The sequence below is a fragment of the Pseudanabaena minima str. Chao 2107 genome (assembly GCF_051131155.1).
GTDB classification, from domain to species: domain Bacteria; phylum Cyanobacteriota; class Cyanobacteriia; order Pseudanabaenales; family Pseudanabaenaceae; genus Pseudanabaena; species Pseudanabaena minima.
In genome coordinates this window covers 4543210-4566572 of sequence record NZ_CP159508.1, presented here as the reverse complement: position 1 = coordinate 4566572, position 23363 = coordinate 4543210, and the positions used below count along the sequence as shown (strand labels likewise).

Here is a 23363-nt window from a genome sequence, read left to right as displayed (position 1 = left end):
CTGCTTTTTATTTATGGCGCTCTAAATCAATTAAGCGAATTGCCAATAAAATTTCAGCTAACGTTCTTTGCCAAGCGTAATACCAACCCGCCCAACCATCCAAAATTCCACCTTTAATAATTAGGCAGTAAAACAAAATTACAATTGGCGCAATTACCTTTTGCTTGCGGAGGCGATCGCCAAAACTTAATTCACTATTTGGAGTTGTCAATAACTTCTGGGCTTCAATTAGTAAATAACGATCTTGAGATTGTAACCAACGACTTAATGGCTTGCGATCGTCGTGACTTATATATCCTGCTAAATATCCAGATTCTCCACCAACTTGAACTCGATGAGCATGTCCGTCTTCAATATAAATAGCTTTGTCTTTGCGGTATAAAACTTTGCGGGGAGGTAGTAGAGTGCCCCTTAAAGGTTGACCAAATACACAGTATTTAAATTTAGCAAAGTAAGCATCTTTAGTTAGGTGATCAGTTAATAAATACAACTCTTCAATTAACTCATTACTAAGAAGATAATCTGCATCTAATGAAAGTATCCATTCAGTTCTAACCTGTGATATTCCATAATTACATTGCCCTGCAAAATGATCGAATTGACGCTGAAAAACTTCTACTTGTGGATAACTACTCAAAATCTCCAGAGTTTTATCATCACTAAAACTATCGATTACAACTATTCTTTTTGCCCATGTTAGTCGCTCTAATGTTCTGCCAATATTTAAAGATTCATTGTAAGTAAGAATTAATGGCGTAATTTGTTCTAGCATTTTAACGTTGCGATTTAATAGTTTTTGTGGCGCAGCGAAGCCACATCACAAAAATCTAACTCTCCATTTTTAACCAACTAAATATAGCTTCAACTGTTAGCTCTAAAGGAATTATTTCTAAACTTGGTAAGTGATCGCTATTTGCCATTAGTATAGGCTGTTGATTTGGTTGAAACACAAGAATACTGCGATCGCTAGGATCAAGAAACCATCCTAATTTACTGCCATGCTGAAGACTATGTAAAATCTTACCGATCACTTTATTAGCATTCTGATCAGGCGAGATAATTTCAATGATCCAGTCTGGTGCAAAATTAAAATGTAAGAATTCAGGTAAGAATAGGGATGAGAGAGATGGAAGAAGGATCAATTAAAGCTTGACGGAAAAAATCAATGACAGATTTACCTTGAGCTTTACAAGTTTGAATAACCGTCAATAAAGCGGCGGTATTGCGAAAACCATCCATAGAACGGGAGCCACCACAAACTTTGCGTTTGGTAACAGCAAGTCTGAGATTACGCTCGGCACGATTATTGTCAGGAGGGACATGAGGATTTTCAAGGAAATACCACCATTGAGCCGATTTCTTCTTGAGGGACTTTAATAAATTACCTGCGGCATAGCCAACTTTGGGCATCCAATCCGAGATAGCTTGGCTGACTCGTTTTTTAAAATCAATCGCCCAGTTAAAATATGGTCGAGTATCACGATTTTTTTGCCAAGTCGCATGATGTTCAAATGCTTCATCAATCAGCCTAATGAATATACGCCCAATTTCTTGTTGAGATTTAAGGGTTAATTTAAGTAGTGCTTTAAAGTGTCGTCTTAGGTGAGCCAGACATTTCTGTTGTCGCTCAACGGCGTAACCGTTATACACACTATAGTCGTCACTACACAATACGCCATCATAGCTTTCTCCCAACATTGACTCTAGTTCGGCACGACTACGAGTATCTGCACCACGATATAGCGCATAACCTTCACCACTGAATGACCATAGCCATTCTTTTACGCCTTTGACGAGCCACGGTGTTTCATCGACTTGAACTTGGGGTTGGTCTTTAATCCAATCTGCTAGCTCTTCCACTTTTGCTTCAATACTGTCTGCTACTCGCTCATTGGTGGCGGCGATGGTTCCTAGTCCGATTTCGACTAGTCCCATCTCTTTTAGCAATTCTTGCTGTTTTTTATAACTCATATGTCCATAATTCCCTAACCATACCAACATCCCTTGTAGGCTTGCTTCTAGGTCTTGTTCGCCAATCACATCTTTAGGCAATTCTCCCCACACCACTGCGCCACAGTGCTTACATTGACATTCCTGTTGCTGATATTCAACGATTTCAATTGGTTGTTCTACCAATCTTGCTGTTTGTCTGATGCTGACTCCTATCTCTGTCCATGCTTGTCCTCCGCAATTTGGACAGCCTTCGGGCGAGAGCGTCTCAAAGCGATCTACTCGATTAAATCCTTTTCTCGTTTTTCCTTTATGTCCGAATTGTCCTCCTACTTTTTTCTTACCCTCCTCTTCTGCTATTTCTTCGACTTTTTTCTCTGACCGTTTTAATAGGTCGCTTGATGGCGGTTTTGATGAGTCTTTGCTACTTCTGTTGTTGACTGCTTTTAGGCTCTCTATTTCTTCATATATTTGCTGTGCCCATTCTTGTTGGCGCACGATTACTTCTACCAGTTCTCCTACTGGCATGTTTTCTAGTGCTTCTCGTTCATATTGTGGTGGTTCTTTCATCCCTTTACTTTAACCACTTTGACTCTTTTGTCAATTTCTTACCTGATTCTTTACATTAAAATTATCAGGAATTTCACCATCTGCGAGAAATGGAATATTTTGCCATTCAAAAACTGCAATGTCTGGCACTATTGAACTACCATCAAAAGTGCATCTTAGCTCTGGGAAAGCATAGGCAAGCTTTGGAAATTCAGCAACTTGATTAATTTCTTGGCAAAGTTTACCTTGTAATCTACTGTGCTTACCTTTTGGCATGATTTTTTGAGTGACTTTATTATTAATATATTCGCTAGCAGGTTTAGTCTCTGGCAATTGCAGAAACAGATCTAGAGTAATAGCTTTAACAGGTGTTGCAATCATGATTTATTCGTCTCATATCAATAATTTTAAAAGGATGCCGAAACTAACATAGACTTCCATAAATAGGGGAATCTACCAGCAAACTCAAATTGATAGTTGTTAAATCCTTCTGTAATCAGCAACTTTGTTAGAGTATTTACAGAAAAGAATTTGATATGTCCACCATCCCATAGCACAGTGAAATGATTATCCATTTTACCAGTTAGAGCAAGAGCTAGATTTTTAATATATCCATGATATGGCGTTGTTAAAATCAATACTCCATTAGGCTTTAAACATTTCCTAGCAGATTTAATTAACTCTCTTGGATATACTAAATGCTCAATGACTTCAGCAGAGACAACTATATCAAAATCTCCTCCTAACTCAGAGTATGGAATGTCATATAAGTTGGCATGAATGAATTTACATTCTGGAAAGCTATTAGTAGCAGTAGTAAATCCTGAAAGAGATTCTTCAATTCCCACAACTTCATAGCCTTCTTTGGCAATTAAGTTACTTAAGCTTCCATTCCCACAACCTATATCTAATAATCGTAACTTTCCATTCCCATTTGTTTTGACTTTACACAATAGTTTTTTTAAAACAGGAAAAATATAATGATGATGATGACCAGATTCAGCAGTTTTATAGAAGTATTCGCAAGTTGAATTTGTATTTATCATTTGGCATACTTGGTATATGTAGTGAGCAACTTTTGGGCTATTTTATCCCAAGCATAGTGATCAGCAATATATTGCTGGGCGCGATCGCCTTTTTGTTTAGCAGTTTGGGGATGCTCGAAAAAATCTTGAATTGTAGAAGCGATTGCCTTAATCTCTAATGTAGTGACATAGCCGATCGCCTGTTTTTGTACCATCGGTGCGATCGCAACTCCATCAGTAATCAATACTGGTGTACCAGACGCAAGAGCCTCGATCGCCGCAATACCAAAATTCTCAGAATGGGAAGTGAGTGCAAATAAATCTGCACCTTGGAGATACAAATTTTTAGTTTCACCCTCGACAAAACCGACTAGATACGTGCGATCGCTGATTCCATGAGTTACCAACAAATCTTGAATTTGACTTACATAATCAGGTTCACCACTACCTGCGATCACAAAGGCAAAATCATATTCTTTTAATTCACCAAGTGCCGCAATCAAGTATTCCAATCCTTTTTTAGGATGGATACGGGACATAAAGAGAATAATAGGACAGCGATCGGGTATTTGCAAAAGTTTGTGGACTCTCTCTTGAGCATCAGAAATTAGCTCTGGAACCTGCACGCCATGAGGTAAGACAAAACTAGAAATATTAAGCTTCAATAGATTGAATTCTTCTAGTTCCTGTTGAGCCGTGAAATGAATTGCTTGACTATGCAATAAATTGGAACGTTCAATCAACTTCAGATATATTTTTTTGCGTACCTTACTCTGCTGCAACGACCATATACAAAGTTGCCCTAAAGGACGATTGATGTAAGGGACTTTTTTAATACGGGCGATCGCCATGGCAATTGTGGAAGCATAGGAAAAAATTGCATGGACATGAACTAGATCATATTCAGTGATGTGTTGCCATAGCCAAGTTGTCAGCGATCGCGAAAAGGCAAACTCTCGCAACGTATGTATATTTGGCGAAAACCGAGGAAAGAAGCGAATTGGTACAGAACCGTACTCAGATAACTGATCGGTAAGTTCATATAGAGGCACATCTAGTAAATCTTTGCCATTGTCATTAGTGGTCGCTATTTCTGCATCTACTCCTTGCGATCGCAAAGCGCTCACCATTTCAATCACCGCTTGACTGGGACCACCACGTACTGTTGCTACAGAGGGAATGATATGGAGAACTTTCAATTTATGCACTCGGTTGAATTGTAATGAGCCCGCGCATTCCTGCTTCTGTATGACCAGCGATCGCGCAATGTAACTCATAAGTCCCAGATTTGATAGGTATAAAAGTCCATGTAGCAGTAGTATTTGGGCGTAATTCGAGTTCGCGAATATTGCCTTTAACTTCCACATTACCCGCAACAACATTTTGAGTCCAGATTGCATCAGCAAAATCTTTGCTAGTGAAGTAATGTTTCAAGCCGCTAGGATTATTTAGCAATAACTTGTAGCGTTTGCCCGACTCAAAGGTGAAGCGATCAGGAATAAATTTAAGTTCATTGGCAGTGTTACTCAGACTGACTTTCACCTCGATCGCCGTTTGTTTAGTGAAGTCAACGGATGCAATTTTGACTGGTGCATTGGTTGGAGCAGCGATCACCAAATTGGGACTAATAACCAAAAAGCTAATCGCAAATATCCAAATACTCAAAACTTGGCTAAAAATTTTGAAGGTGTGGTGCATATGGCTCTCTCAAAAAACTAACAGAATTTAGGAAGCGGCAATTTATGTGGCGCGGTTTTGCCGCGCCACATAAATTAAGCCATAACCATGCCGCCATCGACATTAAAGACTTGCCCAGTAATATAAGCAGCCGCAGGGTCTGCCGCTAGGAATCTCACCATTCCTGCAATTTCTTCAGGTTGACCATAGCGACCAAGGGGAATAAATTTGAGAATATCGTCAGTATTCTTGAGATCTGCGGTCATATCTGTGGCAATGAATCCTGGGGCTACTGCATTTACAGTAATGCCACGACTTGCCATTTCCTTGGCAACGGTTTTAGTAAACCCAATTACGCCAGCCTTGGCAGCACTGTAATTTCCTTGTCCGGGATTGCCCATTTGTCCAGCGACGGAGGCGATATTAATAATGCGACCTGATTTTTGCTTGAGCATCACTTTGGACACAGCACGAGTAGCCAGAAATACGCCTGTCAGGTTGAGGTTGATTACCGCTTGCCAGTCTTCTAGCTTCATTCTCAGCAGCAACGTGTCGCGCGTAATGCCCGCATTGTTAACCAAAACATCTATGCGTCCCCATGTATCGATCGCTGATTTGAGTAAGCTCTCCACTTGCGCTTCGTGGGACACATCGGCATGAAAGGCGATCGCCTCACCACCTTTGCTTTTAATCTCGGCAACAACTTCTTCGGCGGCGCTAGCAGAACTGGCATAGTTCACCACGACTTTTGCACCTTCAGCCGCGAGTGCAACGGCGATCGCACGTCCAATGCCCCTAGATGCACCTGTAACGATCGCCACCTGACCTTCTAAAAATCCCATGCTTATATTAAAAACTCCATAATCTATTTCATAAATCTGGTCGCGCACACGCGACTAGAATCACAGTTTAACGATTTGAGTGTCACTTAACACATAAAAACAGGCTGTGCTTGGCACAGCCTGTTTTTATGTAATCCCTTGCAATGCTTGGATAGCCTGCTGTGTCCGCTTGATCCATTCGGCATCACGATTTTCTTCGTATAGCTTCAAAGCCTCTTGGTAAGAGCGAATCGCGTTACTAACCTCACCCTTGAGCGTGTACAAAGCCCCTAGCCCGAAATGAGCCTTCGCAAAAGTCGGGTTTAAAGATAGAGCCTTGAAATAGGCAGCTTGAGCTTCACCAAGGCGACCGCGATCAGCATAAGCTAACCCCAAACTAGTGTAGTCAACCCATAAATCATCTTTACCGATCGCAATGGTTTTCTGAAAAGCATCAATCGCTTCATCACTATTGCCCTGAGAGCGCAATAAATTACCAAGATTGCTATAGGCGACAGCATTCTTTGTATCAATGGCAATCGCTTGACGAAATGCAGCAATTGCTTCAGAAGTACGATTTTGATCAGCCAAAACCCGTCCAAGATTATTGTAAGCCGCTGCATATCTAGGATTAATCGCGATCGATTTCTCATAGGCGGCGATCGCCCCTTCAAGATCGCCTTGACGACGCAAAGCAAGCCCTAAACCATTGAAAGTACTAGCAACTCTCGGATTTATTTCAGTGCTGCGTCTAAAGGCTTCGGCAGCTTCTGTAATATTTTCCTCACGCAATAAAGCGCTACCTAGAGCTGCATAGATGTCAGCATTACGCGGATCTTGTTCAGTGGCTCTGCGAAATGTGGCGATCGCATTGGGGCGATCATTTAACTGGTTATAAGCCAAACCAAGGTTGTAATAAACATTCGGGAAATTCGGATCAATCGTAGTTACCCGTTTGTACGCCTCAATTGCACCTGTATAGTTACGATCTTCATAGAGAGATATCCCTAAAGCAAAATGGGCAACCGCATACTGGGGCGCAAGCTCGATCGCCTTACGATAAGCAGCAATCGCTTCTTGGCGATTACCTTGCCGACGTAGCACTGTACCTAAACCGTTATGAGCAAGGGCATATTTGGGATCAAACTCAATTGCCTTACGGAAAGAGTTAATCGCTCCCTGAAGATTATTTTTGCGCTCGTGGGCTAGTCCCAAATTGTAATAAACAGGCGCAAGATTGGTATCCGCTTTACTAAGCTGAATAAACTGGTCATAAGCATCGATCGCTCCATTGGCATCACCCTTTTGGTACAGGGCTATCCCTAGACCATAATAGGCAGGCGTATAATTTTTATCGATCAGAATTGCTTGGCGGTGAGCTTCGATTGCACCTTGAATATCCCCCTTTTGGCGCAACGTCACACCTAAACCATAGTAAGCAGGCACTAACTCTGGACTCGCAGCGATCGCTTGACGATAAAGCGTCAAGGCGCGATCAAGTTGATTTTGTTCCCTTAGCGAGTTAGCTCTTTCTACCAACTTAAGCGGTGTGTTGGATAGTGGATCGCTCTGGGCAATCTGAGTCGTTACATTAGGTGATGTTTGAGCTAAGGCGATCGGGTCAAGAGCAGGAGCGAAACTACACATTAGCGGGAAAAAGCTCACTAATGCGATCTTCGTAATTGCGGTTTTGATCATAGTTAATATTGCTTATAGCTTGTTTCTGCCATGAGAGGTTATGAGTTAGTAAAAGCAGAAATGATCATGAGCAGTAGATTGAGAAATTAGAAATGCAAATAGAAATGCAAATTAGAAGAGCTGAGTCTTGATCCATCACACCACATCAATGACTTTAGCAAGGAAACCTATCAAATTGTAGATTTCAATTATTTATCGTATTTGCAATGTAGTCTTAAGCTGATGCGTCGAACGGCTTAAATTTCTATAGGTAGCGCTTTGCGATCCCTATAGAAATTATTGATTAAACAACCCCCAAAACTTTGTGAAAGGTTTGCTTTGCAAACCTTTCATAAAGTGGGTTTTTAAATTGCAGCGCGAAGCGCTGCAATTATTTATCGACCCATACAATGGTTCTTGCTTCTACACCATTACTTTTCAGAACACTGGCGATCGCTCCACTCACATCTCGATCCAAGCCCAAATTCCATCTTGCCTGAAAATCTTGATATGACAAAGCATAGGTTTGACTATTGGTATCTGTGTAATAAATTTGTTTACTTACTGGATCAGCCCCCGTCACAGCAATCCAATGTAAGTAAGGGATTGAGCCAAGATAGGGTATGGATAGACTACCAACTCGCACCAAGGCAATCGCAGGTTTACCTGATCGCACTAAATTAATGAGACGATTAAAACTTGTCTGTGGGGATTTCTTAACGCGATCGCCTTCCCATCGTTGCATAACCTGTTGCAATGTCTGCGGCGGCGTGCCAGTTCGCACCTCAATCCATTGGTTATTCAGAGGATTACGGAATTTTTGTGGCAAAAATAGTTTTTTATCAGTCGCGGCTCGAACTGTTGCATAGTTAACATCATGACCGTAATAGCGCAATATCCGCGCTGCCGAGTTTGGTCCACAACTCCAGCTATCATTTTGTGCGCCTGTATCGGGCAGTTGAATTGGTTGGGATGAAACATTCGCAGCAATCAAATTCTGAGATTTATCCTGAGATTTGTTTGCTGCTCCATGAGGACGCTTGAGCGTAGTAATTGCGGATATTGAGGGTGTGACTGTTACAGCGATCGCGATAGTGGCGATCGCAAGTGTAGAATTTTTTAAAAAACCCATAAAACCTCGCATGGACTTTTCGGTATTTTTACAGCAGTTTTTAAATGGCTTGTCGATTGGCAGTGTTTACGCCATCTTTGCCCTTGGCTACACATTAGTATTCTCAATTTTAGGAATCATTAACTTTGCTCATGGCGCAGTGTTTACGCTCGGAGCATATTTTACCTATGTACTATGCGGTGGTGCGTTCGGATTTAATGGCATCCTTGCCAACTTATCTTTACCTAAAGAGCTACATTTACCTTTTTTTGTTGCCATTTTCATTAGCAGCATCCTCGCAGGAGGAGTAAGTGTTCTGATTGAGCGCATCGCTTTTCGTCCTTTACGCGATCGCCACGCCGATCCATTACTCACTTTAGTGTCTAGTCTGGGCGTAGCTGTAGTCATCGTCAATACAATCCAATATTTTGTAGGGGCGGAGAGCTATAACTTCCCTGCCAATATTTATGGCAGTCTGCCACCTGCGATAAATTTCGGTACAATCGATAAACCAATCAACATTCGCACTGTCCAAATCGTCATTTTTGGTGTGTCTTGCATCATTTTAGCGATTCTCACCTATGGGATTAACTTCACTAAGCTAGGCAAAGCCATGAAAGCCGTAGCTGAAGATGCGATTACCGCTAGTCTTTTAGGTATAAATACTGACTTTTTTATTCTGCTTACCTTTTTCGTGTCAGGTTTTCTAGGTGGACTCGCAGGTACTCTAGTTGGGTCCAGTGTCAGTATTTCTGGCCCCTATTTTGGGATTGGCTTTGGTTTGAAAGGACTAGCCGTAATTGTCTTAGGTGGGCTAGGCAATATCCCTGGAGCCGTCGTTGGTGGCATTATCTTAGGGCTAGCTGAGTCATTTGTCCCCTCCGATCAATCAGCTTATAAAGATGCTGTAGCCTTTGCTTTACTGTTCATCGTTTTACTTGTGCGCCCCCAAGGACTACTTGGCAAAACTTTTGTCCAGAAAGTGTAGAAACCACAAATGTGCTGTAGCACATTTATGGTTTCTAACAAGAAATATTTTTTTCTTTTGAGTTTCATTTACTTTTATGTAGTAGTAAAAACTCCGTGCGAAGATAATTAAAGACTGTATTCTGGATTACAGACTTCTATTATTTTTTAGATAAGTCCCAGTTTCAATAAGTTCAAGTCATTGGGCGAATCACTGAATTTATTAAGCAAAAACCTACACAGAGAGTTTGGTTATGTTGCAATCACTTTACTATTCCATCGGCGCTATTCAAGACGAAGCAAGACATTTGCTCGAAAGCGGAAGGCTCACACGTAGTCAACCAATTCATGCTCTTTGTCGCTTCTTTCGCGATCGCGAATGGTGTCAGATCGAACGTGAATTAGAAGATCATCAATACTTATTACGCGATCGCATTTGTGATTTAGTTAGCCGCGAGTGTTGGCTAAATGATTAAGTAAGTACAAAATAAGGTAGGCAAGCGTTTTGCCTACCTTATTTTGTACTTACTTGATGAAATACTAGTCTTTAACAGCACAAAAGTTATACAATCTGACTAGGTTTAGCCATATTGCTAGCCATGTAAGCATCAATGGAGGTAATTCAAACCATTGGCGAGTCAGCAAGAGCAAAAACTGAGTCGAGGCGTGAACCTAATCAACCGCCTGAAAAAATTTGTTGACCAATCTGCTAATATGCTGAACTTAGATGAAGATGTGGCAATAGATAGGGGCATGACTCAAATTATTAAGTCGGCGGTAATGGTAATTGGTGGTGGAGAGGATAAAGTCCAAGACCGCAAAATTCTCAAAGCCTTTGTAGAAAATTCTGGTGGCTCCCAAGCTCGCATTGCTATAATTCCATGCGCCTCAAGAGAACCTGACATTATTGGAAGAATTTATCACGATATTTTTACTGAACTCGGCGCAAGTGCAGTAGAAGTATTAGATATTCGTGAGCGTCCTCGTGATGATTATCCTGAAGCAGAGGCTTTAGTAGATCGGTTTACAGGCATATTTATGACTGGCGGAGACCAACTGCGTCTTTGTGGGTTGATCGCTGATACTCCTTTTGCGATCACGATCGCTAAGCGGATTGATGAAAAGCGTCTAGTTTTAGCTGGTACAAGTGCAGGCGCAGCCGCAATGGGCTATCACATGATTTCTGGAGGCAGTAGTGGCGAGTCTCCTCATAAGGAACTAGTCAATATGAGTACTGGCTTAAGTATCCTGCCTGAAATTATTGTTGATCAACATTTTCATAATCGTAATCGGATGGCTCGTCTGATGACGGCGATCGCTGCTCATCCTGACAAAATTGGCATTGGCATTGATGAGGATACAGTGGCTATTTTTGAGCCAAACAATACCATGCGCGTTTTGGGACGTGGTACTGTCACCGTAGTTGATCCAGGTGAAGTTTCCTATAGCAATCAATTATGGGTTAGTGGCACGGCTCCATTAACAATCCATAACTTACGTGTACATATTCTTGCCGCAGGTTGTAAATATCACATGCTCAAGCGCATTCCCATTAGTCCATCGGTATAAAAAAAGGCTCGCAATGCGAGCCTTTTTTTATTTAGTCCAATCCCCTGCCTCTGGGGTATCAACTATTGATTTAAGCCCTTCTAGAGTTGAAGGTAGCGATCGCGGGTCCATAAACATAACTTTGCTACTGCCACTGGAACCAATGGTCGTTCCCATCGCAATATAGTTCTGAGCTAACAAAAATTGCAGCGCCTCGTTTGCTTGAGGATTGCCTTTCATTGACTGCAATAGTACTTGCATCGCCTGAGATGTACCTTGTGCTTTAAGTACTTGCTCTTGGCGTTCCGCCTCAGCTCTTAAAATTCGTGATTGCTTTTGTCCCTCAGCTTCTAAAATGGCAGACTTCTGTGAAGCTTCAGCATTGAGTAACTGCGCCTCAGCTAAACCCTTTGCCTGATTAATAGCAGCTTCGCGTTCACCCTCAGAATTGAGAATGGCAGCCCTTTTTCTGCGCTCGGCAGTCATTTGCATTTCCATCGCTTCCTGCACAGCTTTAGCAGGTAAGATGTCGCGCAATTCCACCCTTGTTACTTTTACACCCCAAGGATCAGTGGCATCATCTAAATCACGTAACAGAACTTCATTAATTTTGTTTCTGGCGGTGAAAGTTTCATCAAGCTCTAAGCTACCTAATTCAGCGCGAATCTGAGTCAAGACAATATTTGCCATCGCTTGACGCAAATTTTCCACGCGATAGAAAGCCTTCTCCATGTCAACTACACGCCAGTAAACCACTGCATCGGCGGTAATCGACACGTTATCGCGAGTAATACATTGTTGCGGTGGAATATCTAGTACCTGCTCCTTGATTGATCCTTTGTAGCTGACGGTATCTATAAAAGGCAAGATAAAGTGGGGGCCAGCAGGCAGTTTACGTTTGTATTTCCCAAAGGAGGCAACTAATGCTTCTTCGCCTTGGTTAACTATTTTGAATGAGGAACTCCCGAGACCAAAGAAGACACCCGCACCGATCACAAAACTAAAAAATAAGTCCATAATGTTTTTCCATCGTTGCTTGAACTCACGTTAATAATAGCGCGATCGATCTACGCGAGGCGAACAGCTAGCTATGCGCCGAAAACTTTGCTCACTGTTTCAACAATTTTGGTAATGGTGGGAATGTTGTCGATGATGCGTTTTAAGGCACGGATTGCTTTGCTGGCAAGGGTTGATTTTTCTTCGGGCTTGTCGTGAAGGGCGATTTTGGCAAGGTTTTCGACTTGTTCGAGAGCATCGGCTTTGTCTTCATCGGTAAGCTCTTTGTCACTGCTAATTGCTTCTAGCAGTTGAGTTAAGAGAGTTTTGATATCGCCACTGTCTTCTTTATTCGGGATTTGGTTAATTGCATTGGTAACATTGCCTTTGATTTCACCAAGGTTGATCACGTTACCAGAAATATCTCGACCTGCTTTAATTGTTACGGGATTTTGCTCTGCCACTGCTTTAGCCTCATTTTGAATGTTAACATTAGGTGATTTTGCAATCTGAAGAATTTCTTTGATATCGGCTATGTTTTGCTTCTGGAGCAGAATCATCGCTTCCTTAGATTCTAATTGAGCTTGGTATTTTGCTTCAATTTCCTTGAGTTTGGTTTCGTAACCAATATCGAAATTATGCTCGAATTTACCTTTATCTGTATCCTCTGGAACGGCAACCGTTAATTCGACATCTTGACCTTTTTTCTTGATTTCTTGAATGTCGTCAGGATTTATATCTGGATATTCTTTTGTGAGGTTTTCCCATGCGGCAATGAAGGCTTCGCGGTTGATGCCGTTACGGATGAGTAACTGAACGATGTTGAGGCTGACACTGTAGCGCTTGGTAAAGTCACCTTTAGCAAATTCTTTATCTGGATCGTGGGGACGACGTTCGCGGCTACCTTTGGCGTTGGGATATTCTAGCTCGAAGACAAAGCGACAAGCGACATTATCGAGCTTGGTAGTATGGTCATAGCTCCAACCTTCTAGACAAACGCCTGTCATTTGTGCGCCAGTGAAGTCTGTGCCGATAGCTTGGGTTTCGGTGAGGTTTACCCATTGGAGATCTGCGTTACGGAAACTTGCTTCGCTGAGGATGGCGCGTTTGAAGTTGACATTTTCTAAATAAACGCCGTCAAGGTTTGCACCACGCAGGTTTAAGCCTTCGTAGGATTTGCTTTGGTTGGGTTTGCCAGTGACTAATAGTTCGCGTACTTCGGGATTGGATAAGATTGATGTTCCTAAACGCGATCGGTCTAGTTTTTGGGATTGTTTCCAAAGAGTGCGAGTTAGATTTGTAATTTTCTTGCGGGAATTGTGGAAGTCACTGCTTTTTAGTGTTGCTTCCGTAAAATCAGCTTGAATTAAATCCGCACCCCGAAAACTTGTACCACCAATGATAGTAAATGCTATACCAAATTTCAGTAATAGGTCAAATTTTGGATCGCCTTTTAAAGTACTCCACGCGACATAAATGCTTAGTAGTGCTGTAGCCAAAGATACAGCCACAGATACAGTCACAGTCACAGCCCTAGACACAGTTATAGTCATAGCACCAGTCACAGCCACAGTCCCATATAAAGCGCCACCCACAACAAAAGTAAAAGCAAAAGCCACAATCATAGTCCCAGCTACAGCTCCAGTCCCAGCCACAGCCACAACCCCAGTCCCAGCCACAACAAAAGCAAAAGCCACAGCCACAGCCAGAGTCATAGCTCCAGCTATAGCCAAATTCACACCCAAAGTAAAAGCCACACCCGCAGCAAAAGCCACACCCACAGCAAAAGCTACACCCACACCCACAGTTACAAAAGCTACTGCGGTAAAGCCCTGACGAGCAATTGTGATGATCGTTGCTATCAAAACAATTAGGACTAATAAACCAGGAGCAATTGAATAATTTTTTATATACTCAGGCGAGAAGAAATAAGATATATAAAAACTGAACCAGCTGTTAATAAATCCTGAAAGGGTAGCAATTATAAATAATAAGATTAGTTGGAAGCCAAGCCATCGTTTTTGCACCCCTGCCTTGACCTTCGAGAAATTCACCCCTCTCAAAATAGCATCCGTAAAATTTGTACCCCTCAGATCCGAGCCGCTAAAGTCCGCTCCTGAGAGGTCTTGCCCCTTAAAGGATCGCCCCCGCAAATTTTGTCCAGCAAAGTTTTTCGCCGTAGAGGTCATAGCCTTAAAACTTCCAGAAATTTGGATTAATTTTATGATGATTCTCCTTAGGGGCATAGCATTCCCAACCTATGGGAATGCTATGCCCTAAATCTCACAACGAAGGGATAATTCATCGTTGTAAGCGAAGAGGGTTTAGCATTTGCGGATCGAGATTTTCGTGGTGAGCTTGAAAATCTCGATCCGCAAATGCTAAACCCCTACAGATGATATATGGTGACGAAATCATTTATGGTTCAATGCCCAATGCAACTAAGCGATCGCGCAATTTTTGAGCCTCTAGTTCAGCAAGTCTTGCTCGTTCTTCCGCAGACTCTGCTCGTTGCTGGGCATCAACGGCACGTTGAGTTTGTGTTTGCAAAGCTGCAAATAGCTCACTGGGGATTAAGAGCTTTTCACCATTATCTTGGCGATAGAAATTAATCAGAGAGCCTTCGACTTCAAGGCGCAAACCTAAAACTTGACTTAAACCATCAGCGATCGCCTCATAAACCAACGCATCTTCTTCCTTGTCTGGCAGATTAGCTTGACGACGATAGCCGCGTAATTTTTCAGGAATCCATTCACCTTTAGGATCGAAAAGCCAATATTCTAAAACCCCAATACTTTCATAAAGCTCCCGCTTTTTCAATTGGTCGTGAGCTTGGGTGCTTTCTGAAGTCATCTCAAAAATTATGCTGGGTATTTTGCCTGTTTCCCAAATTTTGTAGTTGTCATAGGGCTGTTGCGGAATATCAAAAATCACCATCACATCAGGCGCAACGCGCAATCTGGAAAAACCCTGCGCGTAGTATAAAAATTGATCGGCAAGGACAACAGGCGATCGCTCAGAAAAATTTTCTGCTAAATAATTACGTAAAACGGCAACGGTCGCAATGATTGCATCAGCATGAACAGAAGTCTCTGCCAAGGGTTCACCATCCTCAGACGGATAAAATATTTCTTTCTGGATTTTTTGAGTTTCTTGAACTTGTTGAATAGACTCAAGATCGGGAGCAATAATTGGTGTCATAGCTCAAACAATGCGATCGCACTGATAGCAAGGGACTTTTAAAGATATTTTTTAATTATAGCGATCGCCGCAAATATAGCTAGGATGCGGAGCTCCGCGCCACCTCCTAACTTGTTGGTTTTTAATTATCGCGATCGCGATCAACGCCGCAAATATACTTAGTCACGAAGCGATCGCTGAAAATGCTAACGTATTAATATAAATTTACAATTCTTCAAGCCTTGTCTTTAGTGGCTTATTCCTGATGGCTAAATGTGTAATTAATCGCCGAGCCGAATTTTCTGCTAGTCATCGTTACTGGCTACCCGAAATTCCAGACGAGGAAAATCAAGCCAAATTTGGCTTATGTACAAACTTTCCACCCCACGGTCATAACTACGTTTTGTATGTTGGGATGCAAGGCGAAATTGACAACACTGGCATGGTACTTAACCTCTCAGATGTCAAACACACGATCGCCCGTGAAGTTACGACTCAATTAAATTTTTCCTATCTCAACCAAGCATGGGAAGAGTTTCAGCAGACTCTCCCTACCACTGAAAATATTGCCCGTGTGATCTGGCAGCATTTAGCGCCGCACCTACCACTGGTAAATATCCGCTTATACGAACATCCTGAACTCTGGGCTGATTATCAAGGTAATGACATGCAAGCAAATTTAACGATTAGCACTCACTTTTCTGCGGCTCATCGCCTCGCTTTAGATACCCTCTCTCTCGAAGAAAACACAGAAATTTATGGTAAATGCGCTCGTGTACATGGTCATGGGCATAATTACCATTTAGATGTCTCTATTTCTGGCGAAATCGATCCGCGCACTGGCATGATTGCCGATCTAAGTGATTTTCAAAAAGCTTTAGATCAGTATGTACTTGATCCAATGGATCACACCTTCCTAAACAAAGACATTCCTTACTTTGCGGAAGTTGTACCAACTGCTGAAAATATTGCAGTCTATATTCAAAAAGTACTAACGCAACCAATTCGTGAAATCGGCGCAAAATTGCACAGTATTAAGTTGATTGAAAGCCCGAATAACTCCTGTGAAGTATACGGAGAATATCAACTTTCTGAGATTGAACATTCTTTAGAAGAAGCCTTAGCAAAGTCAGCCTAGTCACCAGATGAGCGATGCTTGGCATCGCTCATCCCCAAATAACCAGTTAGAAAATATTCGATCATGTCTGACGTAGATATTTCGGCAATAGAAAGCGAGCCTGAAGAAGAAATCATTATCGATCGCCTTGAGCTAGATAAGGTGATCACAAGGCTAACTAATACCCTCGAAGATGGTATCAAAAATGGAATTAAGCGCGGATTATTGCATTTGCCAGCTAGCGATCGCCATTTGTTACTCGTCGCATCTGACATGGTGCAGAAATCAAAAAAATTTCCTAATTACAAATTGACCTTTTATCACAAAGGTATGGGCGAAGGCACAAACACCTGTGCTGTCACCTTTACAGAATTATAGGACAGAATTATAAGTAAGCACCCAGTAAGGGAATGATTACGAAGCTGAAGCCAACCGCACAGGATGCCGTTCTCGGCGGTCAAGTACCACCGCCGCTCGGTGCTGTAGTATTGGGTGGCTTAGAAGGGGTAAAACGCAGATTAAGCAGTCCCGTGATCGCACCGAGAATGGCTGCCCTGAGAGAAGCCCTCAACTATGGCGCAACGGGTTTGGACTTAGTTGTACAGGGTCTAGAAGATGAATCGCTCAAAGTACAGCGCACGGCTCTGTTATTGCTGTGGCGCAGACCTGAATCCCATATCCGACAGGCTTTAGCTAACTATAGTCAATATCATCTATTCGATATTGTTGATACTTTGCAAGGTCATGCCGAGGCGATCGCTACACTTGCTTTGTCAGCTAATGGCAGGATTTTATATAGTGCTGGTGCAGACTTCACGATCAAGGTTTGGGACTTAGGAAAAGATCGAACTCAACATCGACAGATTGGCACAATTCGCGGACACAATCATATTGTTACGTCCATTGCCCTCAGTGCGAATGGGCGCATACTAGCTAGTGGTAGTCGTGATAAAACGATCAAACTCTGGGATGCGCGATCAGGAAAGGAACTACTGACATTGACAGGACATATCGGCTATGTCAATTCAGTAGCCATTACGCCCGATGGCAAGACGTTAGTTACAGGCAGTCAAGACACTACGATCAAACTTTGGGATATCAGAACAGGGACAGAAATTCGTACCCTAAGAGGTCACACTAGTCTTGTAGATTCCGTTGCCCTTAGTCCCGACGGCAAAGCGATCGCCAGTTGCAGTTGGGATACCACTATTCGGGTATGGGATTTAATTTCGGGCAAACAACGCTGGGAATTTATCGGACATTCAGCGCGAGTTCTCTCCTTTGCCATCAGTCCCGATGGGCGCACCCTTGTCAGTGGCAGTCTCGACACTCGCATCAAAGTCTGGGATTTGCAAACAGGTAAAGCGATTCGCACCCTAGAAGGGCATTGGGGCTGGGTGAAGTCGCTGGTTATTAGTCGTGATGGTAAAACTTTAATCAGTGCCAGTTATAAAGAAATCCGCGTGTGGAATTTAGAAACAGGTGAACAAATTCAAGTCCTTAATGGACATATCAATCTGATTAATGCGATCGCCCTCAGTCAAGATGAACAGACTCTAATCAGTGGTGGTGAAGATTGCAATATTCACGTATGGAGCATTCCCTAACAAAAAAGGTCGGGCTTCGCCCGACCTTTTTTGTTGATTCTTAGCTACTGCGTAATCTCTGAATCTGGCGATCGCTTTGTTGCGCCCATGTAATGTTTTTTTGCTGATTAAAAAATGCTTGCGCCTGAATAAAAGATTGAATTGCCTCTTGCTTCTGTCCAGCCCTTACCTGTGCCACCCCAAGCGTATAAAAAGCCTCCGCATAGTCTTTACGGAATTGCAAAGCATTACGCAATTGCCCGATCGCCTTTTCGGTCTGACCTTGAATTAATAAAGCTGCGCCCAAATTGTAATAAGCCTCTGCATATTCAGGATTCAGTTGCACAGCCTTAGCATAGTGTGCGATCGCCTTTTGGAGATCACCCTGAGCTTGAATTAATAACCCTAAGTTATAGATCGTTTCAGGTGCTTGAGGGTTGAGCTTGAGAGCTTGATTGAGATTGGCGATCGCCTTATTAATGTCCTTTTTTTCTTTAAAGGCTAGACCAAGGTTGTAATAGGCTACAGAGAGCTTTGGATCAAGACGGACGGCTTTTTGTAAGTTGGAAATAGCTTGAGTAGGATCGCCCGACTGCAATTGAGCCGCACCTAAATTACTAAAAGCCATCGCAAACTTAGGGTCGAGTCTCGTGGCGCGTTGAAAAGAATGAATTGCTTCCTTGAGCTTACCCACCTGTGCATAAGCTAGCCCCAGATTGTAATGTGCAGCAGTAAGTTCAGGATTTTTCTTGATTGCCGCCCGAAAAATTACCACAGCCCCTTCTAAATTACCCAAACGCACATAGGCATTACCACGTTCCAAAAGCTGATCGGCGGTTTCGTTGGGTGGGACATCAACCTGTTGCTGGAACTGCACTTTTTGAGGTGGCTTTTCACGCAGTTGGGCGATCGCCACATCTGCACACACCCCAACGACTAAGACCGACGCGACAACTCCCAAAACTGGTTTCATAATCTTTTCTGGTCTGAATTCTTGATAAAGAATGTTAAATTGAGAAAGCTAAATTTGAGTAATAAATTAGCGATCGCTATTAAGCCCTAAGCTTATTTACAGCAATTACTCATCAATCGCAAACCAAGAAATTTTTTGAAAGGGTTGCAAAGCAACCCTTTCAAAAAATTTCTTGAGGTTTGTTTAATCGGTAATTGCTGTAAATAAGCTTCACAAATACAAGTCCTGTAAACATGATTCTCGTTATCGACAATTACGACAGCTTTACCTATAACCTTGTACAGTACCTTGGGGAATTATTACCTGAATTCCCCACTTTAGGCGAAATTATAGTTAAGCGAAATGACGAAATAAGCATCGAAGAAGTTAAGCAGCTTCACCCCGCAGGAGTCGTAATTTCCCCAGGTCCTGGTCGTCCCGAAGAAGCAGGTGTATCCCTAGACATTATTCGGGAAATGGACGCAAATACTCCGATATTGGGTGTATGTCTCGGACATCAGAGCATGGGATTAATGTACGGGGGTAAAGTTGTTTCTGCACCTTACTTAATGCATGGCAAGACCTCACAAATTTATCATACGGGAGTCGGTATTTTGGCAGGGTTAGCTAATCCATTTACAGCAACTCGCTATCATAGTCTGGTGATTGACCGCCACAACTGCCCTGATGTACTTGAAGTTACAGCATGGACTGAAGATGACATAATCATGGGAGTCCGACACAAGCAATATCCTCATGTTCAAGGTGTACAATTCCATCCCGAAAGTATCTTGACCGAGGCAGGCAAAGACTTGCTGAGAAACTTCCTAAAAGGATTAAGCGTCACAGTCTAATACTTAAAGTATCGTTGTACAACATTCCCCTCATAACCCAAAATACTCAATTAACTAAACAACATGCGCCGCAGACAAATTCTTCGACTCGCCCAAGGTGGACTAATATCAGCATTTACCGCAGGAATCATTGCTGACGCAGCTAATTCACAGACTAATTCGACTCTAAGGCTTCAATGGTTGGGACATTTGTCATTTCTAATCTCAGGGGATAATGTCAGCTTTTTAACACATCCTTTCCGTCCTGCTGGTTGTACTGCCAAATTAACTTCGCCTACGGCAAAATCTGACTATATTTTGATTAGCTCACGATTATTAGATGAAGGATATTTAGAAAATCTCCCCAAAGATACGCGGGTTTTGTCTGAACCAGGTTCTTATAATCTCAAGGGGATTAATCTTCAAGGCATCACCATGGATCACGATCGCATTGGGGGTCGCCGATTTGGACGCAATGTGGCATGGCGCTGGAAACAATCAGGTATTTTTATATTGCATTTAGGTGGGGCAGCCGCACCCATTAATGCTTCTCAAAGAATTTTGATGGGTCGTCCCGATGTTTTGATTTTGCCCATTGGTGGTAATCCTCAAGGTACCGATCCGATGCAACTAAAAGCCTATTCTCCAGCAGAAGCAAGGGCAATCGTCCAAGAACTTAACCCACGCATTGTCATCCCTACTTATTACCGTACTGACAAATCCAGTAATTCTTGCCAACTAGCCTCCGTAGATGAGTTCCTCGCACTTATGCCCCCCGATACGGTGCGTAAACTCGAAGGCTCAACTCTAGAGCTTAATGCTAGTAGTCTCCCGCAAACTACGGTAGTGCGCGTTCTCAAATCATAAACAGCTAACTCAGCCAGATAAATGAACTCACCGCGCAGCGGTGAGTTCATTTATCTGGCTTTTATGGTGATACTCTCACAATAGTTCCTACGGTTACTTGGCTAAATAACTCGCGGACATCTTCGTTATACATACGAATACAGCCATGAGAAGCCGCTTGCCCAACTGAGGCTCGGTTAGGAGTGCCATGAAACCCAGACCAATCCTTGCCATTTGTCCAAAAGCCAATCCAGCGATCGCCTAGAGGATTTTCAGGATCTTTACTAGGAATTACAGCACCTGTAAAAGGATTTTGCCAAGCAGGATATTCAATCGTTTGTAAAACCCGATGATTGCCGATTGGGGTACTCCAGCCTTCTTTGCCCACCGCTACAGGATATGTTTTTAAAGGTATCTCACCATGAAAGGCGGTAACTTTGCGCTTGCTGATGCTAACTTCGAGGCGAGTCACTTGCATCAGTTCACGATCCCAAAGCTGCCGATTAGGATTAATCGTATAGAGCGAGCCTAGTGCTGGTAATTTCTTTTGATAAGCTAGAGCTTGATAAAGCAAGACGGCTAGTTCACTTTTTGTAATCGCATTAGTCGGCGCAAGAATACGTGGGTCGGGATAGTTGGTAACTAAACCTTGCTGAGTAAGTGTGGCGATCGCAGGGATAGCATAGTCAGGGACTTTCAAAGCATCACGATACATTGATAGCAAATATGTTTGTGGTGTTGTGTGAGCTTTGCTATTGAGGTTGAGTTCACGGGCGATCGCTACTAGGGCTTCGGCTTTGGTGGCAGGCTCATTTAAGCGCGTCGTAATCTTGGGAACATTGCGATTAGCAAAGGCAATCTCTAATAAGTTGGCAAGTTCAGCACGGGTAATGGGGCGATCGGGCTGAAATTGACTAATCGTATCAGAATTCACTAAAGCCTCTTTCAAAGCTGTCTGTGACAATAACCCTTCAACAAACAATCGCGACCAATGGTTTTGTAAATCTATGAATAAAAAGCGCTTGGGATTCGATGAATTACTTTTAGTATCTAGATTTTTTGCCCAAGTAATATCATTTTGAGGATTCCCACTGATTGAAATAAAAGCAAATATATTGGCAGCGATAACAACGCGCACAAAAGAAGATAAAAGATTTTGCGATCGCCTTCTCATAATTTTCGATTGCTATTGCGCTTAGGGTTGTCTTAATGATCCAAAGTAGCTATGCAGTCTAACATATTGCCTCCCAAAGCTTCTATAGCTATAAGACACACGTACATCTTTGGCAGGGGCAACCGATCACAATTTGGCTGATTACCGTCCTTACGATAGTTTGTCCGTAATGTAAGTTTTGCAAACCAAAAAGATGAGTGGCGGCGCGAAGCACCGCCACTCATCTTTTTGGTTTGCGTTGCAGGTACAAGCAAATACGCAGAATATGCTAATATTTGCTAAAAATTTGCATAAATTTAACATGACTGTCACCATTCACCATATTCTTGAGCAGTTTCGTCAAGAGGCAACCTCAACTCGTGATCTAGGTGATAAGTTTGAACATCTGATACTGGCGTATTTGCGAACCGATCCACGATATGCGGAACTGTTTAAACGAGTATATTTGTGGATGGATTTCCCTTTACGCAATGGTAAGGGCGATTTGGGGATTGATTTGGTAGCAGAAGAGAGGGCTACTGGAGATTACTGGGCAATTCAGTGCAAGTGCTATCAGCCCGATCATGTGTTGGATAAAAAGGATATTGATTCGTTTTTTACAGCTTCGGGGAAAGCACCGTTTAAGCATCGCTTAATTGTGACCACTTGCGGTTGGGGCAAGAATGCAGAAGATGCGCTAAAAAATCAGCACATTCCTGTCGATCGCCTGACCCTATACGATCTCGATCAAAGCCCTGTGGATTGGAGTCAGGTAAGTTCCCAAAATTTGCGCTATGCCGTACAGAGTGTTTCTACAAGTATTGATGCTGATGATTTAGAGACACGCCCCGCGCCAGTTTTGCCGTTAAAGCCGAAAAAGTCGATTAGACCGCATCAGAGTATGGCTCTGGACAGGGTGATGGCGGGGTTTGCGACAGGCGATCGCGGTAAGTTGATCATGGCTTGCGGTACAGGTAAGACCTATACGGCTTTGCAGATTGCCGAGAGGTTTGCCATTGAGAAGGGTAGCGCCACGGTTTTGTTTTTAGTGCCTTCGATTTCGCTACTGTCGCAGACTTTGCGGGAATGGTCGGCGGAGGCAACGGTGAAGTTACAGAGTATTGCAGTTTGTTCCGATGCGAAGGTGTCGAAAAAGTCGGATACGGAGGACATGAGCGCCCGTGATTTGGCTTTTCCTGCGACTACGGATGTCGATGCGATCGTGGGGCGGTATCAGGCGCTTAATCTTCAAGTCCCCCTTTACAAGGGGGATTTAGCGATTGTCTTAAATGTCAAGGCATAAGTTTAATTCATTCAGGAAAAAATGAATCCAAAATTACTCACGTTAAAGCAAGACCATAGACAGGTCTAAAAAA

23 protein-coding genes and 1 pseudogene are annotated in these 23363 nt (G+C 42.7%); 9 read left to right on the top strand and 15 right to left on the bottom strand.

Going from position 1 to position 23363, the window contains the following annotated elements; all coding sequences use genetic code 11:
• Positions 1 to 7: 7 nt before the first annotated feature.
• From ABM313_RS20665 to ABM313_RS20620, 10 genes and pseudogenes are all read right to left on the bottom strand, one after another.
• Positions 8 to 772 (bottom strand): glycosyltransferase family 2 protein, encoded by a 765-nt coding sequence (locus ABM313_RS20665; RefSeq protein ID WP_434685031.1) that lies wholly within the window; start codon positions 770 to 772, stop codon positions 8 to 10.
• Positions 773 to 827: 55 nt separating this feature from the next.
• On the bottom strand, positions 828 to 1142 hold the full coding sequence (locus tag ABM313_RS20660) for a Uma2 family endonuclease (protein ID WP_434685030.1): 315 nt from the start codon (positions 1140 to 1142) through the stop codon (positions 828 to 830).
• Complete coding sequence (tnpC, locus tag ABM313_RS20655) at positions 1102 to 2520, bottom strand: IS66 family transposase (RefSeq protein ID WP_434684214.1); 1419 nt, start codon at positions 2518 to 2520, stop codon at positions 1102 to 1104. Before tnpC ends, ABM313_RS20660 begins: the two co-directional genes overlap by 41 nt.
• Before the next feature lie 51 nt (positions 2521 to 2571).
• Positions 2572 to 2880 (bottom strand): annotated as a pseudogene (locus ABM313_RS20650) (Uma2 family endonuclease); the annotation flags it as partial.
• A 26-nt stretch (positions 2881 to 2906) separates the two neighbouring features.
• The gene (locus ABM313_RS20645; RefSeq protein WP_434685029.1) at positions 2907 to 3545 is read right to left on the bottom strand and encodes a class I SAM-dependent methyltransferase; all 639 of its coding nucleotides are present in this window, start codon (positions 3543 to 3545) and stop codon (positions 2907 to 2909) included.
• A complete protein-coding gene (locus ABM313_RS20640; protein ID WP_434685028.1) occupies positions 3542 to 4723 on the bottom strand; it encodes a glycosyltransferase in 1182 nt (393 codons plus the stop codon). Before ABM313_RS20640 ends, ABM313_RS20645 begins: the two co-directional genes overlap by 4 nt.
• Before the next feature lies 1 nt (position 4724).
• Positions 4725 to 5222 carry a copper-binding protein gene (locus ABM313_RS20635; protein WP_434685027.1) on the bottom strand — a complete coding sequence of 166 codons (498 nt, stop codon included), beginning with the start codon at positions 5220 to 5222 and terminating at the stop codon, positions 4725 to 4727.
• A 74-nt stretch (positions 5223 to 5296) separates the two neighbouring features.
• A complete protein-coding gene (fabG, locus tag ABM313_RS20630) occupies positions 5297 to 6043 on the bottom strand; it encodes a 3-oxoacyl-[acyl-carrier-protein] reductase (RefSeq protein WP_434685026.1) in 747 nt (248 codons plus the stop codon).
• Between the two features lie 126 nt (positions 6044 to 6169).
• Positions 6170 to 7720: a tetratricopeptide repeat protein gene (locus ABM313_RS20625; RefSeq protein ID WP_434685025.1), complete on the bottom strand. Its 1551-nt coding sequence runs from the start codon at positions 7718 to 7720 to the stop codon at positions 6170 to 6172.
• A gap of 370 nt (positions 7721 to 8090) precedes the next feature.
• Positions 8091 to 8831, bottom strand: a complete 741-nt coding sequence (locus ABM313_RS20620) for a C39 family peptidase (RefSeq protein WP_434685024.1) — start codon at positions 8829 to 8831, stop codon at positions 8091 to 8093.
• Positions 8832 to 8841: 10 nt separating this feature from the next.
• Between ABM313_RS20620 and ABM313_RS20615 the strand changes: the two genes are divergently transcribed.
• The 3 genes from ABM313_RS20615 to ABM313_RS20605 all read left to right on the top strand — a co-directional run bounded on the left by ABM313_RS20615 (position 8842) and on the right by ABM313_RS20605 (position 11345).
• Positions 8842 to 9798: a branched-chain amino acid ABC transporter permease gene (locus tag ABM313_RS20615; protein WP_434685023.1), complete on the top strand. Its 957-nt coding sequence runs from the start codon at positions 8842 to 8844 to the stop codon at positions 9796 to 9798.
• Positions 9799 to 10030: 232 nt separating this feature from the next.
• Entirely contained in the window at positions 10031 to 10252 is a 222-nt protein-coding gene (locus ABM313_RS20610; RefSeq protein ID WP_434685022.1) for a DUF4327 family protein, read from the top strand.
• A gap of 154 nt (positions 10253 to 10406) precedes the next feature.
• Positions 10407 to 11345, top strand: a complete 939-nt coding sequence (locus ABM313_RS20605) for a cyanophycinase (RefSeq protein WP_281005879.1) — start codon at positions 10407 to 10409, stop codon at positions 11343 to 11345.
• Positions 11346 to 11372: 27 nt separating this feature from the next.
• Here ABM313_RS20605 and ABM313_RS20600 read toward each other — a convergent pair whose 3' ends face one another.
• The 3 genes from ABM313_RS20600 to ABM313_RS20590 all read right to left on the bottom strand — a co-directional run bounded on the left by ABM313_RS20600 (position 11373) and on the right by ABM313_RS20590 (position 15521).
• Positions 11373 to 12341 carry an SPFH domain-containing protein gene (locus tag ABM313_RS20600; RefSeq protein ID WP_434685021.1) on the bottom strand — a complete coding sequence of 323 codons (969 nt, stop codon included), beginning with the start codon at positions 12339 to 12341 and terminating at the stop codon, positions 11373 to 11375.
• A 71-nt stretch (positions 12342 to 12412) separates the two neighbouring features.
• Entirely contained in the window at positions 12413 to 14509 is a 2097-nt protein-coding gene (locus tag ABM313_RS20595) for a pentapeptide repeat-containing protein (protein WP_434685020.1), read from the bottom strand.
• Between the two features lie 229 nt (positions 14510 to 14738).
• Complete coding sequence (locus tag ABM313_RS20590) at positions 14739 to 15521, bottom strand: Uma2 family endonuclease (RefSeq protein WP_434685019.1); 783 nt, start codon at positions 15519 to 15521, stop codon at positions 14739 to 14741.
• Between the two features lie 244 nt (positions 15522 to 15765).
• Between ABM313_RS20590 and ABM313_RS20585 the strand changes: the two genes are divergently transcribed.
• The 3 genes from ABM313_RS20585 (at position 15766) to ABM313_RS20575 (ending at position 18224) form a co-directional block, all read left to right on the top strand.
• Positions 15766 to 16638 (top strand): 6-carboxytetrahydropterin synthase, encoded by an 873-nt coding sequence (locus ABM313_RS20585; protein WP_434685018.1) that lies wholly within the window; start codon positions 15766 to 15768, stop codon positions 16636 to 16638.
• Between the two features lie 63 nt (positions 16639 to 16701).
• Positions 16702 to 16995, top strand: a complete 294-nt coding sequence (locus tag ABM313_RS20580; RefSeq protein ID WP_434685017.1) for a hypothetical protein — start codon at positions 16702 to 16704, stop codon at positions 16993 to 16995.
• Positions 16996 to 17027: 32 nt separating this feature from the next.
• Positions 17028 to 18224, top strand: coding sequence for a WD40 repeat domain-containing protein (locus ABM313_RS20575; protein WP_434685016.1), 1197 nt, complete (start codon positions 17028 to 17030; stop codon positions 18222 to 18224).
• Between the two features lie 40 nt (positions 18225 to 18264).
• On the opposite strand, the gene ABM313_RS20570 is transcribed toward ABM313_RS20575, so the two are convergent.
• Positions 18265 to 19176: a tetratricopeptide repeat protein gene (locus ABM313_RS20570; RefSeq protein WP_434685015.1), complete on the bottom strand. Its 912-nt coding sequence runs from the start codon at positions 19174 to 19176 to the stop codon at positions 18265 to 18267.
• 233 nt (positions 19177 to 19409) lie between these two features.
• Between ABM313_RS20570 and ABM313_RS20565 the strand changes: the two genes are divergently transcribed.
• Positions 19410 to 20009 (top strand): anthranilate synthase component II, encoded by a 600-nt coding sequence (locus ABM313_RS20565; protein ID WP_434685014.1) that lies wholly within the window; start codon positions 19410 to 19412, stop codon positions 20007 to 20009.
• 63 nt (positions 20010 to 20072) lie between these two features.
• Positions 20073 to 20855: an MBL fold metallo-hydrolase gene (locus ABM313_RS20560; RefSeq protein WP_434685013.1), complete on the top strand. Its 783-nt coding sequence runs from the start codon at positions 20073 to 20075 to the stop codon at positions 20853 to 20855.
• Positions 20856 to 20916: 61 nt separating this feature from the next.
• Here ABM313_RS20560 and ABM313_RS20555 read toward each other — a convergent pair whose 3' ends face one another.
• The gene (locus ABM313_RS20555) at positions 20917 to 22008 is read right to left on the bottom strand and encodes a L,D-transpeptidase (protein ID WP_434685012.1); all 1092 of its coding nucleotides are present in this window, start codon (positions 22006 to 22008) and stop codon (positions 20917 to 20919) included.
• Between the two features lie 301 nt (positions 22009 to 22309).
• On the opposite strand from ABM313_RS20555, the gene ABM313_RS20550 reads away from it, so the two are divergent.
• Entirely contained in the window at positions 22310 to 23290 is a 981-nt protein-coding gene (locus ABM313_RS20550) for a DEAD/DEAH box helicase family protein (protein ID WP_434685011.1), read from the top strand.
• Positions 23291 to 23363 lie beyond the last annotated feature (73 nt).

What these genes read in the sequence shown, in the direction of transcription:
- ABM313_RS20665 (WP_434685031.1), bottom strand. Translation starts at nt 772, where the DNA reads ATGCTAGAACAAATTACGCCATTAATTCTTACTTACAATGAATCTTTA.
- tnpC (WP_434684214.1), bottom strand. Translation starts at nt 2,520, where the DNA reads ATGAAAGAACCACCACAATATGAACGAGAAGCACTAGAAAACATGCCA.
- ABM313_RS20645 (WP_434685029.1), bottom strand. Translation starts at nt 3,545, where the DNA reads ATGATAAATACAAATTCAACTTGCGAATACTTCTATAAAACTGCTGAA.
- ABM313_RS20635 (WP_434685027.1), bottom strand. Translation starts at nt 5,222, where the DNA reads ATGCACCACACCTTCAAAATTTTTAGCCAAGTTTTGAGTATTTGGATA.
- fabG (WP_434685026.1), bottom strand. Translation starts at nt 6,043, where the DNA reads ATGGGATTTTTAGAAGGTCAGGTGGCGATCGTTACAGGTGCATCTAGG.
- ABM313_RS20625 (WP_434685025.1), bottom strand. Translation starts at nt 7,720, where the DNA reads ATGATCAAAACCGCAATTACGAAGATCGCATTAGTGAGCTTTTTCCCG.
- ABM313_RS20620 (WP_434685024.1), bottom strand. Translation starts at nt 8,831, where the DNA reads ATGGGTTTTTTAAAAAATTCTACACTTGCGATCGCCACTATCGCGATC.
- ABM313_RS20615 (WP_434685023.1), top strand. Translation starts at nt 8,842, where the DNA reads ATGGACTTTTCGGTATTTTTACAGCAGTTTTTAAATGGCTTGTCGATT.
- ABM313_RS20610 (WP_434685022.1), top strand. Translation starts at nt 10,031, where the DNA reads ATGTTGCAATCACTTTACTATTCCATCGGCGCTATTCAAGACGAAGCA.
- ABM313_RS20600 (WP_434685021.1), bottom strand. Translation starts at nt 12,341, where the DNA reads ATGGACTTATTTTTTAGTTTTGTGATCGGTGCGGGTGTCTTCTTTGGT.
- ABM313_RS20595 (WP_434685020.1), bottom strand. Translation starts at nt 14,509, where the DNA reads ATGACCTCTACGGCGAAAAACTTTGCTGGACAAAATTTGCGGGGGCGA.
- ABM313_RS20590 (WP_434685019.1), bottom strand. Translation starts at nt 15,521, where the DNA reads ATGACACCAATTATTGCTCCCGATCTTGAGTCTATTCAACAAGTTCAA.
- ABM313_RS20585 (WP_434685018.1), top strand. Translation starts at nt 15,766, where the DNA reads ATGGCTAAATGTGTAATTAATCGCCGAGCCGAATTTTCTGCTAGTCAT.
- ABM313_RS20580 (WP_434685017.1), top strand. Translation starts at nt 16,702, where the DNA reads ATGTCTGACGTAGATATTTCGGCAATAGAAAGCGAGCCTGAAGAAGAA.
- ABM313_RS20575 (WP_434685016.1), top strand. Translation starts at nt 17,028, where the DNA reads ATGATTACGAAGCTGAAGCCAACCGCACAGGATGCCGTTCTCGGCGGT.
- ABM313_RS20570 (WP_434685015.1), bottom strand. Translation starts at nt 19,176, where the DNA reads ATGAAACCAGTTTTGGGAGTTGTCGCGTCGGTCTTAGTCGTTGGGGTG.
- ABM313_RS20565 (WP_434685014.1), top strand. Translation starts at nt 19,410, where the DNA reads ATGATTCTCGTTATCGACAATTACGACAGCTTTACCTATAACCTTGTA.
- ABM313_RS20560 (WP_434685013.1), top strand. Translation starts at nt 20,073, where the DNA reads ATGCGCCGCAGACAAATTCTTCGACTCGCCCAAGGTGGACTAATATCA.
- ABM313_RS20555 (WP_434685012.1), bottom strand. Translation starts at nt 22,008, where the DNA reads ATGAGAAGGCGATCGCAAAATCTTTTATCTTCTTTTGTGCGCGTTGTT.
- ABM313_RS20550 (WP_434685011.1), top strand. Translation starts at nt 22,310, where the DNA reads ATGACTGTCACCATTCACCATATTCTTGAGCAGTTTCGTCAAGAGGCA.